18 protein-coding genes and 3 pseudogenes are annotated in these 16,589 nt (G+C 68.7%); 14 read left to right on the top strand and 7 right to left on the bottom strand.

The annotated features are described in order from the left end of the window. Positions 1-108: 108 nt before the first annotated feature. Positions 109-3,438, bottom strand: a complete 3,330-nt coding sequence (locus AB0D46_RS24685) for an ALF repeat-containing protein (RefSeq protein WP_362880475.1) — start codon at positions 3,436-3,438, stop codon at positions 109-111. A gap of 642 nt (positions 3,439-4,080) precedes the next feature. Between AB0D46_RS24685 and AB0D46_RS24680 the strand changes: the two genes are divergently transcribed. Further along, entirely contained in the window at positions 4,081-4,971 is an 891-nt protein-coding gene (locus AB0D46_RS24680) for a LysR family transcriptional regulator (RefSeq protein WP_362880473.1), read from the top strand. Between the two features lie 58 nt (positions 4,972-5,029). Here AB0D46_RS24680 and AB0D46_RS24675 read toward each other — a convergent pair whose 3' ends face one another. Then, positions 5,030-5,698 (bottom strand): DUF5753 domain-containing protein, encoded by a 669-nt coding sequence (locus AB0D46_RS24675; protein ID WP_362880472.1) that lies wholly within the window; start codon positions 5,696-5,698, stop codon positions 5,030-5,032. Positions 5,699-5,803: 105 nt separating this feature from the next. Between AB0D46_RS24675 and AB0D46_RS24670 the strand changes: the two genes are divergently transcribed. Next, a protein-coding gene (locus tag AB0D46_RS24670; protein WP_362880576.1) for an IS5 family transposase occupies positions 5,804-6,612 on the top strand; the annotation gives its coding sequence in 2 pieces (ribosomal slippage) (positions 5,804-6,143 and positions 6,143-6,612; 810 coding nt in all). Positions 6,613-6,621: 9 nt separating this feature from the next. Here the strand turns inward: AB0D46_RS24670 and AB0D46_RS24665 are convergent. From AB0D46_RS24665 to AB0D46_RS24655, 3 genes and pseudogenes are all read right to left on the bottom strand, one after another. Continuing rightward, a complete protein-coding gene (locus AB0D46_RS24665) occupies positions 6,622-6,861 on the bottom strand; it encodes a hypothetical protein (RefSeq protein ID WP_362880579.1) in 240 nt (79 codons plus the stop codon). Between the two features lie 386 nt (positions 6,862-7,247). Next, positions 7,248-7,391 (bottom strand): annotated as a pseudogene (locus AB0D46_RS24660) (TerD family protein); the annotation flags it as partial. 894 nt (positions 7,392-8,285) lie between these two features. Beyond that, positions 8,286-8,510 carry a DUF6479 family protein gene (locus AB0D46_RS24655; protein WP_362880471.1) on the bottom strand — a complete coding sequence of 75 codons (225 nt, stop codon included), beginning with the start codon at positions 8,508-8,510 and terminating at the stop codon, positions 8,286-8,288. 801 nt (positions 8,511-9,311) lie between these two features. On the opposite strand from AB0D46_RS24655, the pseudogene AB0D46_RS24650 reads away from it, so the two are divergent. Both AB0D46_RS24650 and AB0D46_RS24645 read left to right on the top strand, forming a co-directional pair. Then, a pseudogene (locus AB0D46_RS24650) lies at positions 9,312-9,419 on the top strand (excalibur calcium-binding domain-containing protein); the annotation flags it as partial. A gap of 192 nt (positions 9,420-9,611) precedes the next feature. Next, positions 9,612-9,773 (top strand): hypothetical protein, encoded by a 162-nt coding sequence (locus tag AB0D46_RS24645; protein WP_362880469.1) that lies wholly within the window; start codon positions 9,612-9,614, stop codon positions 9,771-9,773. Positions 9,774-9,839: 66 nt separating this feature from the next. On the opposite strand, the gene AB0D46_RS24640 is transcribed toward AB0D46_RS24645, so the two are convergent. After that, the gene (locus AB0D46_RS24640) at positions 9,840-10,298 is read right to left on the bottom strand and encodes a hypothetical protein (protein ID WP_362880467.1); all 459 of its coding nucleotides are present in this window, start codon (positions 10,296-10,298) and stop codon (positions 9,840-9,842) included. 228 nt (positions 10,299-10,526) lie between these two features. Between AB0D46_RS24640 and AB0D46_RS24635 the strand changes: the two genes are divergently transcribed. The 10 genes from AB0D46_RS24635 (at position 10,527) to AB0D46_RS24590 (ending at position 16,054) form a co-directional block, all read left to right on the top strand. After that, complete coding sequence (locus AB0D46_RS24635; protein WP_362880466.1) at positions 10,527-10,790, top strand: hypothetical protein; 264 nt, start codon at positions 10,527-10,529, stop codon at positions 10,788-10,790. After that, a complete protein-coding gene (locus tag AB0D46_RS24630) occupies positions 10,762-11,286 on the top strand; it encodes a DUF6879 family protein (protein ID WP_362880464.1) in 525 nt (174 codons plus the stop codon). The genes AB0D46_RS24635 and AB0D46_RS24630 overlap by 29 nt, the downstream gene beginning before the upstream one ends. Before the next feature lie 19 nt (positions 11,287-11,305). Next, entirely contained in the window at positions 11,306-12,154 is an 849-nt protein-coding gene (locus AB0D46_RS24625; protein ID WP_362880462.1) for a helix-turn-helix transcriptional regulator, read from the top strand. A 179-nt stretch (positions 12,155-12,333) separates the two neighbouring features. Next, positions 12,334-12,519, top strand: a complete 186-nt coding sequence (locus AB0D46_RS24620) for a hypothetical protein (protein WP_362880461.1) — start codon at positions 12,334-12,336, stop codon at positions 12,517-12,519. Next, on the top strand, positions 12,516-12,641 hold the full coding sequence (locus AB0D46_RS24615) for a hypothetical protein (RefSeq protein WP_362880459.1): 126 nt from the start codon (positions 12,516-12,518) through the stop codon (positions 12,639-12,641). Before AB0D46_RS24620 ends, AB0D46_RS24615 begins: the two co-directional genes overlap by 4 nt. Positions 12,642-12,688: 47 nt before the next feature. Next, complete coding sequence (locus AB0D46_RS24610) at positions 12,689-13,714, top strand: radical SAM protein (protein ID WP_362880458.1); 1,026 nt, start codon at positions 12,689-12,691, stop codon at positions 13,712-13,714. Further along, complete coding sequence (locus AB0D46_RS24605) at positions 13,711-14,355, top strand: thymidylate kinase (RefSeq protein ID WP_362880456.1); 645 nt, start codon at positions 13,711-13,713, stop codon at positions 14,353-14,355. Before AB0D46_RS24610 ends, AB0D46_RS24605 begins: the two co-directional genes overlap by 4 nt. After that, positions 14,348-14,827 carry a hypothetical protein gene (locus AB0D46_RS24600; protein ID WP_362880455.1) on the top strand — a complete coding sequence of 160 codons (480 nt, stop codon included), beginning with the start codon at positions 14,348-14,350 and terminating at the stop codon, positions 14,825-14,827. Before AB0D46_RS24605 ends, AB0D46_RS24600 begins: the two co-directional genes overlap by 8 nt. Next, positions 14,824-15,615, top strand: coding sequence for an STM4013/SEN3800 family hydrolase (locus tag AB0D46_RS24595; protein WP_362880453.1), 792 nt, complete (start codon positions 14,824-14,826; stop codon positions 15,613-15,615). The genes AB0D46_RS24600 and AB0D46_RS24595 overlap by 4 nt, the downstream gene beginning before the upstream one ends. 19 nt (positions 15,616-15,634) lie before the next feature. Next, complete coding sequence (locus AB0D46_RS24590; protein ID WP_362880452.1) at positions 15,635-16,054, top strand: NUDIX hydrolase; 420 nt, start codon at positions 15,635-15,637, stop codon at positions 16,052-16,054. Positions 16,055-16,065: 11 nt separating this feature from the next. Here the strand turns inward: AB0D46_RS24590 and AB0D46_RS24585 are convergent. Then, positions 16,066-16,589: pseudogene (locus tag AB0D46_RS24585) on the bottom strand (hypothetical protein); the annotation flags it as partial.

The raw sequence follows: 16,589 nt of genomic DNA, 5'->3' as shown, positions 1-16,589 counted from the left end.
GACGGCGATACAAGCCATGGCCGCAGCAGTTGTCGCGATAAGGCGTTGTGCGGGCTTCATTTTGTCAGTTCCTTTTCATTCAGAGAGATTTTGGTACGCCTGAGGTGCCTACCAGGCCGCCCAGCCAATGGCGACGATCAGCACCTCAACTCCCTCGGCCACCGTTTCACCGATGTGTTTGGCCGCACCGGACTTTCCGAGAAGGCGTTTCTTTCCGACGAAGGAGGCCCCACCGAGCATGAACATGCCGAGCGAGGTATGGAATTCGGCGCTGCGCCAGCCGTACGCGCTGCCTGTGAAGTAGACGTTCGCCCCCTTGAGGACCACGGAGACGCCGTTGAGCAAGAGAGCCGCCGTTTCGAGGGTTCCCGAGAGCGGCTTATTGTGGGTAGTAAGGGCGGCACCGATACCGAGCACGATTGAGGCGGTGCCGGTGATCGTGCTCCAGTGCTTGGTGACCTTGGCCCAGTCCTTGTCGCTGCTGACGTCCCCGGGCCACAGTCCCCAATCCACGTACCAGGGCTTGTCCTGGTCGGCATTCTGCGAGGGATTGGTTCCGCTCGCCTCGTGCTGCTTCGCCCGCTCGGCCGCCAATTTCGCGTCTGCCGCCACCTCGGCCTTCCGCTTGACGGTCGCGATGTGGCGGGCATCACTGGCGGCGTCGGCAGCGGCCTGTGCGTCCTGACCTGCCTGAGTGGCGGAGGCGCCCGCCGAAGTGGCGGACGCTTGCGCGTCGGCCGCATAGGCAACCGCCTGGTGCGCCGACGACATCGCCTGCCGCATCGAATAGTTCGCGGACCGGGCCGCGCCCTGGGCCACAGATGCCGCCTGCTTCGCACTGGCCGCTGACTGGGCCGCTGCGGCTGCCGACGCGTCAGCGGCGTCCGCGTTCTTCTTCGCCTCCTGCGCCGAGTTGACGGCGTCCGTGGCGTACCCCTGGGCCTTCGCCGCCCACGCGGACGCCTCCGCTGCCGCCTGGCGGGCTTCCGCCGCCGCCTTGGAGGCAAGAGCGGCGTCCTGCAGGGCCTTCGCCGCGACCTTCGCGGCATGGGCGATGGAAGCGCGTATCGCGGCGACGTGAACGGCGTGATCCTGATCCAGGCGGGTGATGTTGAACTTGTCGCGGAGGACGAAGTGCCGCCGCATGCGGGCGGGGCCCTCCAGAACGATCTGCGCGGCCGCCCGCATGTAGAGGCCGCCGGAGGACAGGAGGCTCAACACCTCGACGTGGTCGTCCTCCTTCACGGCCTCCGCCAGTTCGACGGTGAGGAAACGGTGCAGGGCGGCGGCACTTCCCTCGCTCAGCGCCAACTGAGCCTTCGCCTTGACGGCCGTGCCCGGGTTCTGGTTCAGGATCTCGAACACCGTGACACGGTTCTGCGTCGCGGTGGCTTCGACGACCCCCATGGTGAGGAAGTCGCGGACGGCATTCGGGGCGTCACTGGCCAGGGCCTGATGGGCAGCCTCGGCGACGACGGCCGAGCCCACCCTGGCAACGGCCAGAACGTTCTCCCGGTCATCCTGCTGCTCAGCGAGAAGGCGGTCGACTTCGATCCAGTTGGCGACATCGTGGTCGGAGCCCGCGAGGGCGAACTCAGCGGCTTGCTGCGTCCACGTGCCCGTCGAGTCCAGAAGCCTGACAGCGGCTTTCCGGCCGGTGGTTACAGCCGTGGCCATATCACCGCCCTGCAACGCCGTCGCGGCGGACGCGATGAGGTCCCTGGTGTCCGTGTCGGTCTTGTCCGCCTGCGTGCGCTCCCTGATGACCCGGTTGGTCTCGTCGATCTCGGCCCGCGCCATGAGACGGGCCTCCTCGATCCCCCATTTGGTGTCCTCGGCGATACGGGCGGTCTCCGCCGCCCGGGCCGCCTGTTCCACGGCCTGAGCCTCCTTGACCGCGTCGGCGGCCGTGGTGGCCGCCTGCACCGCGGCCTCGGCATGGGCGGTGGACCGCTTGGCGTACTCGATCGCCTTGCCCGCGTTCGCCGCGGCCTCGTCCGCCGCAGCTGCGGCCTTCTCCGCGTGCGCGGCGGCGCTCTCGGCGGCGGCGCGTGCCAGATCGGCGGCGGTGGCGGCCCTGTTTGCCAAGGTTTGGGCGGTGCCCGCGGCGCGGGTGGCCCGGGCGGCGGCAGCGTCGGCTTCGGCTGCCGCCGCCTTCGCCTTGGCGGCCTGAGACTGGGCAACGCCGGCGCAGGCGGCGGCGGCGTCGGCGGCGGCGTTGGCGGCGCCCGCAGCGCTCCGGGCCGCGATCGCGGCATCGGAACCTGCGGAGGACGCCTGCCGGGCGGCATCAGCCGCTTGGCCGGCGGCTTTGGCCGTAGTACGCGCGCGGCCGGCCGCGTCGCGTGCAGCTTGGGCGGCCTGGCGCGCGGCCGCGGCCTTGGTTGCGTCCTTCGAAGCGGCGATGGCCCCGTTGTAAGCCCGGGCGGCGGCATTGCCCGCGGAAGCGGCGGCGCCGGCAGCAGCCTGCGCGGCCTGCGCTGCGCGGCTCGAGGCAGCTTGAGCGGTACGGGAAGCGAAGATCGCGGTGTTGGCGGCGCTGGCGGCGCCCCGTGCGGCGCTCGCGGCGTCGTTCGCCGCCCTGGCCGACTTCCGTACATCGTTCTGGGCGGCCCTCGCCTCATCCGCCGCCTTCAGAGCAGCGGCCTTCGCCTTCTCGGCGGCTTCCTTCGCCCCGATGGAGGCGGCAACCGCCTGCTCTGTCTGCAGCTTCGCCCGATTGCCTTCCCGGATCACGATCTCGACCAACTGGTCGATCGTCGCGGCTTCCTCGTCGCGGGCACGCGCGATGTACTGGCCGGAGATGAGGAACTGGTGGATTGCCTGGGGCGACCCTTCGCTCAGGGCACGCTCCGCGTACTTCTTGACCTCAGGAGAGGCGGTGGTGAGGATCGTGAAGACCTCGGCCCTTTCGTCCTCCTGTTGCGCGGTGTGCTGAGTCTCCGCCAGGAACTCCCTCAGAGCCGCCGGGGTGCCCAACTCCAGAGCCTTGGTCCCCTCCCGCTTGACGGCGAGGCCGCTGTTGTTCATGACGGTGAACACCGCCGCCCGCAGATCTGTCTCCAGAGACTGCGTATAGCCGTCGCGCAGGTAGGAGGCCATCGCCATGTCCCCGGCGGACAAAGCCGCGTTGGCCGATTCGCGGACCGACTTGTCCGCGTAGGGAAGGACAGCGAGGATGCCGAAGCGGTCGTCATCCGCCTGCGCGACGGACAGTTCGCTGGCGAGGAAGGCGGAGACGGCGGCCGGAGGGCCGCCGAGGGCGACGGCAGCGGCCTCGCGGACCGCCCGGCCGCCCGTCTTGTACGCCCACACGGCCTTGCCCCGATCGGTGTCGGGCAGGCCGCTATCCGTGGCGGTGGGGCTGCTCGCAGCGGCACGGACCGGGCTGGCGGTCAGGATGGACGGCAGGGCGGGGACAGCAACTGCCCCGGCCATGGTGGTTAATATCCGGCGCCTGCTCCAAAACGACGGCGACGTCACGTGTGATTCCCCCTAGGGATACGACGATGCAGACTGGCAGGCCTGCACGTCGAGACGATGAGTAATGGGCCGTTGACCGGGACAACATGCTGTCCAAGAGGCTCGTGGTTGGCCGGACGTCACCGGTAGACGGTGCTCACGGCGTCGTTCGTGGTCCTGGTTGGGCCAGTCGTACGGTCCACGCGGAGACCGTCCAGGATGTGCGCCCGGCCAGTCCGCCTTCAGTGCGACGCCCAGGGCGCCGGGTCGCCTTTGGCGTCGTTGAGTTGAAGGACGCGCGCCGCACGGCTCGGTGCGCGGCGGCATGGAGATGTTCGCGTTCTCCGCACTCAGCCGCGCCTCCTCAGCGGCGATGTCGTCGACGCTGAGCGCCCCGATGAGCCCGCTCACCTGCTGGTGCCGCGGCGTAGCAGGACGAGCTCCGCGGCGACGTCATCGACGGTCAGTGACACGGAGCCGTTCGTGATTTTCATAGGGCCCCCGGTCGCACCGCCATCGGGTCTTTTGACCGGCACAGCGTCACATCCGGGCACTTCCGGAACAACGGCGAAGATCGACACGGTGCATTAACCTAGAGGTTCACGATCGGGGGGCCGCGTGGACATCAGGGACATTGAGATCTTCCTGACTCTCTCAGAGGAGCTTCATTTCGGTAGGACTGCTGACCGGCTGAGAGTTTCGGTGGCCCGAGTCAGCCAGGCGATCAAGAAACAGGAGCGCGGGGTCGGCGCGGAACTGTTCGAACGTACGAGCCGGTCCGTACGGCTGACGACAGTCGGCGAACAGTTGAGAGCCGATCTCCGGCCGATCTATCAGGGCCTGAGCGAGAGTCTGGAGCGGGCCAGGCTGACCGCTCAGGGGAAGACGGGCGTTCTCCGCATCGGCGTGCTGTCCAGCAACGCCTACGAACTGCGGCCCTACTGGCAGGCCTTCCGCGCCCGCTGTCCCAAGTGGGGGCTCCAGATCCGCAGTGTTCCTTTCCCGACGCCGTTCGAGCCGCTCCGCACCAGGGAGATCGACGTCCTGGTCTCCTGGCTTCCTGTCGAAGAGCCGGATCTGACCGTCGGACCGGTCCTCTTCACGGAGCCTCGCGTGATGGTGGTGGAACCCGACCATGAGTTGGCCGGTGCCCGGTCGGTGTCCGCCGAAGCGTTCGGCGACCACGGCGTCCTCAAAGGCCCGGACAGTCTGCCGGACTACTGGGAGGATGCCTTCTCGCCCTTCTGCACCCCCAGCGGACGCCCTATTGAGCGCCGCATCGTCGTGCCGAGCCTGGAAGACTTGTTCACCATCGTCGGCACAGGCCAAGCCGTCACCGTTCTCGCCGCCCACGTCACTCGATTTCACGCTCGCCCGGATATCGTGTATCTGCCTGTCCACGACGGGCCGTGCCTGAGATGGGGCTTGGTCTGGTCAAGCGCCCTGGAATCCGACCCTATCCGGACCCTTGCTCAGGTGGTTCGCGACCTGGGCGGCCTGACTCTGTGAATGGCGGGTGCCGACCTCTTCCGAGGCGATGACCGCCAGCCCGCGGCCGGTGCGGTGATCACGACCGGCCGCGCGGCGATCCGGCCAGGAGCTCCTCGGTGGCTCGGGTGATGAAGTGGCGGGTGGCCTCCGGGCCCAGGGCCTGGCCCTGGAGGTGGTCGTACATGACGTTGTAGTGCCGGATGTCGGATCGTTTTTCCAGGTAGAGGTCGCTGGTGAACCGTTCCAGGTACACCGTCCCGCCGGCGCAGGCGCCGGCGTCGCTGGCGGTGTCCGTGAAGTGGAGGATGGAGAACTGTCCCGCCACGCCCGGGTGGGCCCCGGCGTCGTGGGGGAGTACCTGCACGGTGATGTGCGGCTGTGCGCCGAGATGGGTCAGGTGCTCCAGTTGTTCGCGCATGGTCTCCGGGCTGCCGACCACGCGGCGCAAGGCTGATTCGTCCAGCACGACCCATAAGCGGAAGGGTCGGCCCGGGTGGTGGGCCCGGGCCTGTCGGCGTAGCCGGACCTCAAGACGCGTGGCGATCTGATCAGCGGTAGCGAGCGGGATCGTTTCCTCGATGACGGCTCGGGCGTAGGCGGGGGGTTGCAGCAGCCCGGGGATGACCGGGGGCTCGTAGGAGCGGATGGAGGAGGCTTCTGTCTCCAGGCCGATGTAGATGGCGTAGGGGACGTCGCTGCAGGCGACCCACCAGCCCTGTTGGTTCGCTTCCGTGGCCATCCGCATCAACGAGTCGACGACCTGCGGGTCGGTGACGCCTTACTGATCGTTTCAGAATGAGATTCGTTGAGGGGCTTGGCAGTTGGGTGTGCTGTCGGCAGGATCTGGGGTGTGTCTGCTGATCTCGTGCCTGATGACCTGTGGGAACGTGTGGCCCCGTTGTTGCCGGGGCGGCCGCCCAGGCGGTTTCGGTATCCCGGGCGGCTGCCGGTGGATGACCGTGCCGCCTTGAGGGCCATCGTTTACGTGCTGTGCAAGGGCGTGAGCCGGCGGGACGTTCCCGCCGAGCGGATCGGCTGCAGCGGTGTGACGGCCTGGCGGCGGCTTCGGGACTGGACCGAGGCCGGCGTGTGGCCCCGCCTCCACGAAGTCCTGCTGACCGAGCTGCGGACCTCCGGGCTGTTGGACATGGATGACGCCGCGATCGACGCCTCGCACGTCAGAGCTCTCAAAGGGGGGCTCACACGGGACCTTCGCCAGTCGACCGCGCCCGTCCGGGGAGCAAGCACCACCTCATCGTCGACCGACACGGAACCCCATTCGTCGTCTCCCTGACCAGCGGAAACCGTCACGACGTCACCCAGCTGATGCCTCTGCTCGACGCGGTGCCCCGCATCCGCGGGCTTCGCGGACGGCCACGTCACCGGCCCCGCCGCCTCTTCGCAGACCGCGGCTACGACTTCGACAAGTACCGGCGCCTGATCCGCGCCCGCGGGATCACGCCCAAGATCGCCCGCCGGGGCACACTCCATGGCTCCGGCCTGGGCAAGACCCGCTGGGTCGTCGAGCGGACCTTCGCCTGGCTCCACCAGTTCAAACGTCTTCGAATCCGCTACGAGATACGCGCCGACCTCCACCTCAGTCTCCTCCAACTCGCCTGCAGCATCATCTGCTTACGACGACTCCGAATCTCATTCTGAAACGATCAGTTAGAAGGGAGCGTCCTGGGACTCATGGTGGTCCAGGGTCAGGTCGGCGGCCGGTCCTTCGATAAGGAGGACGTCCGGGCCGGTACCCGAGAGGGTGCTGGCGAGCCGACGGGCCGCCCCGAGCGAGAAGACCCGCAGGCTCCAGGCCTCCTCCGCGGTGACGCGCAGCCGCAGGGCGCGCCCGTCGCGGACGGCCAGGGTCCGGGCCCGATCCAGGGGCGTGGTGGTGTCGATGAGCACCAGTCCGCGCAGTCACGTTCGAGGGCGGTGAGGGTGAAGCGCCCGCCCCCGGGCACGGTCGTCTCGATGATGAGAAGGCCCTTGGCGGCCGGCCCGCCGAGGGAGAGGACCCGGTCGCCCTCACCGTGCACCTCGTGAAACACCTCGGGCGAGGGCACGGCCGGGGACTCCTGTCCCGCCACCCACGACCCCAAGAGCTTCGCCAGAGAAGCCGGCCTCGCGGCCGGGAGCTGGCTCCCGACCTGCTCAGGGGCATCCCCGGCCCGAGCCGGTTCGCTTCCGTTCGAGTGTGGCGGCGCGGCATCGTCCTTGCGGACCTCGGTCATCGCGGGGCCCGACACCGGTGCTGCCGGAAGGGCGTGCTCGGGTATGCCGTAGTCGGCGGCGAGCCCGTCCGGTCCGTGGCCGTAGCCCTGGCCCACCGCGCGAAAGCGCCAAGCCCCGTCGCGGCGGTAGAACTCGCCGAGGACCAGCGCGCTCTCCGCGCCTGCGTCGGCGACCTCGTGCCGCCACCGACCGGCCCTCGCCACCGAACACCTCCATGGACAGCCCCGGCACCGCACCGAACGTCCCGCCCACCGCGAGGACGACGATCAGGACCCGCTGCACGGCGGCCTCTACCGCTTCCTCGTCAACCTCCAGCACCTGTACGAGGCACTCGCCGACGGCCGCCCCGCCGTTGTGGCGGACCGAGTGGAGGGGTGTGGGGTCCGGTCCCCGAGCACCACGTCAGCCACCCCGCGGATCCGGCCCGTGCCGTCCAGCAGCACCGCCACGGCGGCCACCGCAGGGGTGTCCGGCCGTGCCGCACGCGTTACGGCAATGCGGAAGGGGCCTTTGGGTAGTGGGGAGTTGGCCCCCTTCATCATGATCGTCATAGCGGCGTCCTTGCACCTGTCGACTCCGAGAGCCCGGCCGCCGCACAAAGCAGAAGCCGCAGCGGTGCTGCTCACTGCCTCTCGACGGTTGTTCCTACGGCCCGTTGACGGCGCCCGTGGCCGCGTCCCGTGGGAACGTGCCGGAGCGTGCTGCCATCCGCCCGCCAGGGCTGGCGAGGGATCGGGGGCGTGTTGGGGTGCGGGTGTGGGAACCGGCGACGACGACGGACAGCCCACACAGGACCCGGCCGGCGCCCCGGTTCAGGCCGGTCGCGTCCTGTCACGAGAGGGATCCGATGGGACCCGCGTCGTGGTTCCGGTGCGCTGATGGTCGGGACCCGAACCCGTGCGACGGTCGGGAGGGGCTGGGGGGATGGTGTTGCGATCGCCGGTGAAGTCGATGTTGGCGCAGGCAGCCGAGAGAATCCGAGGCGCAACCGTGGCGATCTGTTGGCCCGCAGGGATGACGCGCCTGCTCCGTGGGACGTGCTGCCTGAACAGGGGCTTCGTTGTCATGGCAGCCGGAGCGTCGCGCGGATGTGGTGGTCAGCGGTGAGGGTGGCCCTGCTCGGGATCGTCCTGGGGGGTCTGCCAGGAGGCTTGGCGGGGCTGGGTGCCCTGGAGGGGTTCGACGGGCGGCTTGCGTCGTCGGGCGGCGCGCCTGCTGCCCCACCAGAAGCCCGCCAGGAGGAGCGCGGCCACGGCCACTCCGACGATGATGAGCAGGAGGGGGCCGGTCTCCTTCTCGGCGGCCAGGACGGTGGTAAGCATGAAGTCTCCTTCTGGTGCGGGGAGTACGGCGGGTACCCGGTTCCGGTCACTTCATGCAGCGGTGCATTCGGCGCGATCGAAGGGTGGCTGACAGCGCCGTACAGGGGATGGACGCGACCTCTGGGTCGGTGAGCTGCGGGCTGGTGGTCAGGGTGAGCTCGGTCCGGCGGTGTCCGGCCGCCATCCGCACTGCCGGTATGGCGAGTCGGCTGCCGGGGACATCGAAGGGGCTGTCGCGCGTGCGGGGCGGGACAGCCCGGATCGTCAGCGACGACGGGAGCGGGTGCTCCAACCGTTACCGATTCCGGCAACGTGGAGGGCCAGTAGCATCAGTCCGAGGATCATGACATTGTCTGATGTGACACGGGTTCGTCGAGATCTCCGCCGCGTTGATCAAGAATGCGATGAAGAACAGGACTGCGGCCGCTATACCCAACATCACTGTTCCTTCCGGTAGGTGAGGGCCGTGTGCCCCCTCCTTGACGTCCTCACACAGCCTTTACCGCATGTCCGTTCGCCGCTCCCTTGCGTGCTCGCCCGCCGCGTTCATCCCCGGGGCCAATCCTTCTTACGAGAAACCCTGTCTTGCCCATGCCATCCATTTCTCCCGAGTCGGAGGCTTCCCGGGACTTCACCCCCGACACGGTCCCATCCCGCCGGCCGGGCGAGTGGACGAAGATAGCCGCCGCTGCCGCAAAGAGGGTGGTGAGTCGCTGGACATCGGAATGGGTCAAGGTGATCGGTTCCCTGAGCGACCTGGGGCGGAGCTTCTGCTCCGTTCGAATTTGGTCGGGTCAGAATGCTCACTGCACCGCCGTGCGCGCGGCCGGCGCCGCCCCCATCCATCGGGGTGACCCCGGATACGGCAGGCACCTCGACCGCGACGGTGACGGCGTCGCCTGCGAGTAACAGCCTCACGATGAGACCCCGCACCGGTAGCGAGCCGGCCGGCGGGGGTCTTCGTCGTTCGCCCCCTTCCGAACGTACAGAAGATCAGCGACACTCGCGTCCCCCGCGGACCGAGGAGGAAATCTTGGCGCTCGCCAACTGGATCAGCCGGCATCCGAACTGACTGCGGCCCTGCTGATCAACATCGTCGTGTTGACGATCGTGGGCCTGGCGAGCCTGGCCGGCTGCGGCGCCGAGGACGGCCCGATGAACGACCGGCAGCGCTGCGAAAACGAGTCGAGCAGCAACTCCTGGAGCTTCAACGACTGCAAGAAGTCGTTCCCCGGCCAGACCGGTCTCAGCGGCTGGGACTGATCCCGCCCATCGCCAGGCCCCGCCCCGGCACCGCGCTGGCCAGCGGGAGTTTCGTCGTTCCCGGAGTCAGTAGCTGAACGAGACGACCGCCTCCGACGAGCACAGGTCTGCCCACCGCGTCCGGTCGACACACACCTTGATCACCGCGCGCGCCCCGTGCGCGTCCTGGCGCAACCGACGGGAGAGGGAACCGGACGCGCTGGTGTCGGTACGCAAGGTCTGACTGGACCCGGCGCTCTCCCACTTGCCGTTCTTGAGGAAGAAGAACTCGGCCTCCACGTAGACCGGATCCCCATCCCCGGCCCGCAGGTCACGCCAGTTCGCGCCGACGGTGGCGTATACGCCGCCGTTGTTGGCAAAGTCCCCGTTGGCGGAGGCAACGTTCCCGGCGGAGACGCGGGCGTGGATCGGCCCCCAGGACTTCCCGGCGGCCTGCGCGGTCGGCGCCGCGACCAGGGACGCGGCCACCGACGCCGCCGCCAGGGCGGACGCGGTCAGGATTGTGCGGAAACGGGCTCGTCGCATCATGGCCTCTTTCGTTGGTTCCGACCGGCAGATCCTCCCACAGTGGGACATAGCCGGTGCGGAAAACTCCCGGATGGGGCGGTCCGGATCAGGCGGGGACTTCGGCATTTTCCGGACTCAAATCCGGCCAACCTCACGGCCGTTCCGACCCTCCCTCTTGACGACCTCCCTCGCCTCCACGAGCGTCGTCCGCAAATCCTCGCAATCACCTGGACAAGGGAGAGACCCGTGACGCTACGGTTCGGCGGGATGGACCCCAACACCACGGGCGGCGGATCTCCCACCGTGTGGGTAGACGACGTGAAGCGGGAGCTGGTGATCCAGGGCTGGGGTCCGGACGAGGAACTGCTGACGAAGATCAGCACGACCGAGTGGGTATCCGGCCACGACACCGGTATTCCCGAAGGTGAGAACGTGACCCGCGTGCCGCTCCGTATGGCCGCGATCCTGAGGAAGGCTCTCGATGACGCAGAAAGCGCCGGACTTCTCTGAACTCCTCGGCTCCGCCCGACACACGGCGGCCCACCTGGAGATGCGCGACGTCTACAGCGTGGGCGAGGAGGCCGACACCTTCAACCGGTTCCTGTCGACCGGCGAGGCTGACCTGGACCCGGAGTCGCCGCTCTGGGTGGGCTGGACCCCGATCGCCCGCGAGGCGGTCGGCCGCGGCGTGGTCATGCGGCGGGCCCGGATCGTCTCCGAGCCGGTCACCGACTACATCCGCTACGAGCACGCCCTCACCCCCGTCAACATCGCGATCGGCGAGGATGTCCGCTGGCTGCCCCGCCGTCGTGCGTCGGACATCGCCCTGCCGGGCAACGACCTGTGGTTGATCGACGACCGCTTGGTGATGTTCCACTGGTGGACCGGTGAGGGCGACTGGGCCGGCCACGAGTTCACCGAAAATCCGGCGGTGGTCAAGATGGTCACCGACGCCTTCGAAACGGTGTGGGAGCGCGCGATCCCTCACGCCGAGTACACCGTCTAGCCCCGACCCGACAGTTCCAATGCCCTCTTCCCCCTCCTCCCGCGCGCAGTCGGCCCGCGAGGCCCTCGCTGTACGCCTGTCCCACATCCGCAAGGACGCCGGTCTCACCGGGCGCGAGCTGTCCGCCCGGTGCGGCTGGCATCCCGCGAAGACGACCAGGATCCAGAAGGCCGAGATGGCGCCCTCGGACGCGGACATCCGCACCTGGTGTGCCGTCTGCGGGGCCGAGGATCAGGTCGGCGACCTGATCGCCACCTCTCGCGTCGTGGACTCCATGTACCAGGAGTGGCGCAAGCTGCACCGCAACGGTATGCGCACGGCCCAGGAGGACTGGACGACCCGGCATGAACAGACCCGCCTATGTCGGGTGTACGTGTCGAACGCTGTGCCCGGCTTCCTCCAGACCCCCGCCTACGCCACCGCGCTCATGCAGGCAATCACCACCTTCCAGGGCACCCCGGACGACGTCACCGAGGCAGTAGCCTCCCGCGTCGCACGCTCCCGGTTCCTGTACCAGGGCGGGCACCGCTTCGTCGTGGTGATAGAGGACTGGGTCCTGCGGGCCCGCTTCGGCGGATCGGAGACGATGGTCGCACAGCTGCGCCACCTCCTCACGGTGCAGCCCCTGGCCTCGGTGTCACTGGGCATCATCCCCACCACCACCCAGCGCGTGATCTGGCCTCTGGAAGCGTTCTACCTCTTCGACGACCGCCAGGTCGCCGTCGAAACCCTGACCGCCGAGATCAACGTCTCGCAGCCCCGCGAACTCACCGACTATGCGAAGGCGTTCGCCGGCCTGGCGAAGATGGCTGTCTACGGCGATGCGGCGCGGGCCTTGATCGAGGACGCCATCGACGCCTGCGGGTGAGATAACGCAATTCTGCGCAACTTCATTGAGGTCAGCTCGCGCCCTTCCCTACGGTGATGGAACGTCACTCGGGGTGTTCATCGGCCCCCTAGTGACTCCCCCTCGCAGCAGGGCACCACACCGTCTCCCGCGTCGCACGGTGCCCTGCTGCTTCCACCGCAGGCAAGGAGTCACGCCCCATGCCCCAGCAGCCTCTCCGTCGCCGTCCGCTCGCCCGCCAGCTTGAAGACCAGCCCGAGTACGCGCCCTGGGACGCCCCCGAAAGCCCCGACCCGAGCCCGGCCCTCCGGGCCCGCGCCGAATCCGGCATCGAGAGATTTCTGCGCGGCTTCGCGGGCGAGCCGGTCCAGGAGCCCGGGGCATGAACTCTGCCTTAGACCGCCAAAACCCGTGGGGCTGGCGCCAGCAATTGGCCGTCCTGCTCTACGTGATCGCCGTCGGCGTCCTGGTGGTCGTCCTGGCCCTGGCCGGCGACCCCGGCAGGTAGACCACGCCCATCTGCACCACTCACGCTTCGCCGAGAGGAGCACCACCGTGCCCACCACGCTCTTACCGTTCGCCGAACCGAGCACCGACTGGACCGCGTTCCGCAACTTCGCCGCTCTGGGAGGCCAGGGCCGGATTTCCCTGACGCCGCGCTGCAACATCGCCTGCTGGTTCTGCCACAACGAGGCCGACGTACCCCCGCCCCTGACCCGCATGGACCGAACCCAGAAGCCCCGCGAGCGCCACTACGGGGTCGCCGACTTCCTCACCCTCATCAACGCGATGATGGACGCCGGCCTTAAGCGGATCTTCTTCACCGGCGGTGAGCCGCTGGCGTCGCCGCTGGCCCGCGAGGTACTGACCGGGCTCCGGCCGAGCGGCTCCGACAGCTCGTACACGCTGATCACCAACGGCACGCTGGTCCGTACCCACCAGTCGTGGCTCGCGACGGCGCCGCTCGACAAGATCAAGGTGTCGTTGCACTACTTCTCCGACGACAGCTTCAAGGCCGTCGCCGGGACCCGCATCGGAATCAACTGTGTCCTGGACGGCGCCGAAGCCGCCCGCGAGATGTTCGAACACGTCGAGCTGAACTGTCTCCTCCAGAAGGAGAACGCGCACGAGGTCCGCGACATCCTCGCCTTCGCCCTCAACCGGCGCATGCCCGTGCAGTTCATCGAACTGGTCGGCACCGACTTCAACGAAGCCCGCGCCTCCTCCGCTGTCCCGGCCGACGACATCATCAGCCACCTGCGCACCCTCACCAGCAACGAGCGGATCGAGATCGTCGGGGTCGGCCAGGGCCGCCGCATCTTCGACATTGACGGCGTCGAGATCGAGGTCATCCACCGCGACCTCGGCCGCCACCACGTCGGCCAGTGCGGCACCTGCCCCATCCGCCCCAAGTGCGTCGAAGGATTCTGGGCCCTGCGCGCCGACCACGCCGGCGGCATCCAACCCTGCCTCCTCCGCGACGACCTGCGCCTGGACGTCAAGCACCTCCTGGACGACCCCGGACGCCTCGCCGAGGCAATCGCGGGACACGTCACCGCTTTCACCGAGGGGACCCTGTGAGCCAGACCATCGCCCTGCCCCCGGCCTTCGCCCCCGTCCCCTACGACGACCAGGACGTCCCGTTCATCGCGCTGGAAAGCGTCTCCGGCGTCGGGAAGTCCGCACTGACCGCGATCCTCGCCCACCGCCTGAACGGCTCCGGCATACACACCCTGGCCCCGCCCCACTCCGGCTGGTCGGACGCAGCCCACTGCATGAGCCCGCTGCCGAACCTCGCCTTCTACCTCTCCGGACTCCTGCACGTCTCCGACCGCATCCGCCGCGCCCTCGCCATCGGCCCCGTCATCGCCGACCGCTACGCGTCCTCGGTCACCGCCTGCCAGGCCGCGATCCACGGCGTCGACATCACCGAAGTAGACCGGCTGATCGCCCCGTTCCGGCCTTACCTCGTCGTCCCCGACCACACCTTCTACCTGCGGTGCTCCGAGGAAACCCTGCGCCAGCGCATGGCCGTCAAGGGCGACACCAAGCAGGACGACACCGACCTGTTCGCCATCCCCGGCCGCCTCAAGCAGCTCACGACCAACTTCGAGGCCGTCGCCAGCGACGACCCCACCGCGACCGTGCTCGACACCGACGGCCTCACCCTCGACGACCTCGCCGACCTGATCACCGCCTACCTGGAGAGCCAGCGTGCTTAACCCCATCGACACCGACAAGGTGATCCGCGACGGCGGAGCCACCGGCAGGTTCCCCGACGAGATGCACCCCGCCGCAGCCTGGTGGCTCGCAGCCTGCTTCGTCGTCACCCTCCGAGCCGACCAGCTCGTCGTCGCACACGACGGCCAGCCGGCCACCGCGAAGTTCTTCGACCTCCTGTGCCAGGGCGCCATCAACGCCCAGCACTACGCCAGCCGGATTCTGGACCTGGGTGTCGCCGACGAGGACGAACTGGTGATCGCCATGAAGGAGGCGGACCGGGCCCCCGGGATGCGCGTCACCACGACCGTCGATCAGGTCACCATCACCCTCTACGATCGCGCGGGCGTCCCTCTGACGGAACGGCCCAGCCTCTACCTGATCCGCCGCATGATCGCCGAGGACCGCATCCCCCTCCCCGTCAACGCCGAATGCAAGGGCTCCATCCAGCCCTACGCGGAGGCCGCCCAGTGATCAGTACGGCCGAGGTCATCGAGTCCGGCACGAACATCCTCTTTGTCACCCTCGACTCCCTGCGCTACGACGTCGCACGGGCCACCATGCACGGCGGGCAAACCCCGCACCTGGCCAAGCTCCTCCCCGGCGGCCAGTGGGAGGAGCGGCGCACCCCGGGCACCTTCACCCTCCCCGCGCACATGGCGTTCTTCTCCGGCTTCCTCCCCAAGCTCCCGCAGCCCGAGCAGCCCCCGCGTATGTGGGAATGCCGCCCGCCCGCGTTCAAGACCGTCAACCCGGGCACGTTCGTCTTCGACGCTCCGAGCCTGCTGGCCGGACTCGTCCAGCACGGCTATCGCACCGTGTGCGTCGGTGGGGTCACCTACTTCTCCCGAGAAACCCCGCTCGGCTCCGTCCTGCCGGACCTGTTCGACGAGGACCACTGGCGCCCGGAGTTCTGCTCACCGGAGCCCGACTCCACCCGCCACCAGGTCGACGAAGCCCTCGGCCTCGCCCTCAAGTACGAGGACCGGCGGCTGTTCCTGTTCGTCAACGTCTCCGCCACCCATGTCCCCCACAGTCACTACCTCGGCCAGAGCACCGATACATGGGAGTCCCAAGCGGCGGCCCTGGCCTACACCGACGGGCACCTCGGGCGCCTGGTCGCCGGCCTCACCACGAAGAAGCAGTGGCTCGTCATCATCTGCGCGGACCACGGCGACGCCTTCGGTGAAGACGGCCACCACGGCCGCGGAATCGCCCACCCGACGGTGATGAATGTGCCGTTCGCCGCCATGCTCGTCTAACGGTCCCTACGCTCGACACATGGACTCAGAGATGCGCGACGCCGCCGTAGTCGTAGCCCGAGACGAGCACGGCCTGGTCGCCCTGCTCACGTCACGATTTCCCCGCCACGGTGGCGAGTATTTCTTCCTCCCCGGCGGCCGGATGGAGCCCAGCGAGACACCAGAAGAGTGCGGGCACCGGGAACTGCGCGAAGAGGCAGGGATCACCGCGCAGTCCTGGCGCCCCCTGGGCTCGTACGCCATCACCCTTGGATCTACCGCCCGGGTCCATCTCTTCATCGCCGAAGGGCTGACCCTGGGGCCTCAGCAGCTGGAGCCCTCCGAGGCCGACTTCAAACTCATGTGGTGGCCGATGCAAGATGCCATCACGGCGGCTACCGAAGGCCGCTTCCTCCTCCAGGGCGGACCGCTCGCACTGCTTCTTGCCGACCGACTCTGACGGTCGGCTGCTTACTCGTCCCACCAGGGGGCTATGTCGCACGTCGCCTGCGGAAGGTCATCACCTTCTTGCGGGACCACCACCACGGGGAGACCCCGCCGCGGATTCGCATTGATCCAGCTGCGACTGGTCCAGGGCCCCGTCGCCCCGGAGTCCTGACGCTCCTTGACGTCAACGTCTCGCTCGGATGATTGATGATGCCCAGCGGTGTTCGCCGGGAGCTTCGGCAACAACCAGGTCGGCAGTGAGCCGTCCTCCTGGCCGTCGTCCTTCTCGACGATCGCGGCATCCAACTTCATCAACTCGTACTGCGCTTTACCAACCTTCGCGGCCCATTCCTGGTACGGGCTGCGCCCACCCGGCTCCGGCGCGGCCCCGGCCCGGTCGCGCCCGGTTCCTGCCGCCTGCTGCCCGGCCCCGGCCGCTGCCCGCCCGCCGCCCTGCCCCGGACCCGGCTTGCGCCGGGCCCCCGCCGCCTGCGCCCGGCGCCCGGCCTCGGCGCGGTCCGGCACGGCCCCGGCGCAGCTCGCCCGCC

It is taken from the genome of Streptomyces sp. NPDC048383 (assembly GCF_040651775.1).
GTDB lineage: Bacteria > Actinomycetota > Actinomycetes > Streptomycetales > Streptomycetaceae > Streptomyces.
This window is presented reverse-complemented; position numbering and strand designations above follow the sequence as displayed.

Excerpts from the sequence above, each read along its gene's own strand:
- AB0D46_RS24685 (WP_362880475.1), bottom strand. The coding sequence starts at position 3,438 with ATGGCCGGGGCAGTTGCTGTCCCCGCCCTGCCGTCCATCCTGACCGCC.
- AB0D46_RS24675 (WP_362880472.1), bottom strand. The coding sequence starts at position 5,698 with ATGCGGATGGCCACGGAAGCGAACCAACAGGGCTGGTGGGTCGCCTGC.
- AB0D46_RS24655 (WP_362880471.1), bottom strand. The coding sequence starts at position 8,510 with ATGCTTACCACCGTCCTGGCCGCCGAGAAGGAGACCGGCCCCCTCCTG.
- AB0D46_RS24640 (WP_362880467.1), bottom strand. The coding sequence starts at position 10,298 with ATGCGACGAGCCCGTTTCCGCACAATCCTGACCGCGTCCGCCCTGGCG.
- AB0D46_RS24630 (WP_362880464.1), top strand. The coding sequence starts at position 10,762 with ATGACGCAGAAAGCGCCGGACTTCTCTGAACTCCTCGGCTCCGCCCGA.
- AB0D46_RS24625 (WP_362880462.1), top strand. The coding sequence starts at position 11,306 with ATGCCCTCTTCCCCCTCCTCCCGCGCGCAGTCGGCCCGCGAGGCCCTC.
- AB0D46_RS24620 (WP_362880461.1), top strand. The coding sequence starts at position 12,334 with ATGCCCCAGCAGCCTCTCCGTCGCCGTCCGCTCGCCCGCCAGCTTGAA.
- AB0D46_RS24615 (WP_362880459.1), top strand. The coding sequence starts at position 12,516 with ATGAACTCTGCCTTAGACCGCCAAAACCCGTGGGGCTGGCGCCAGCAA.
- AB0D46_RS24590 (WP_362880452.1), top strand. The coding sequence starts at position 15,635 with ATGGACTCAGAGATGCGCGACGCCGCCGTAGTCGTAGCCCGAGACGAG.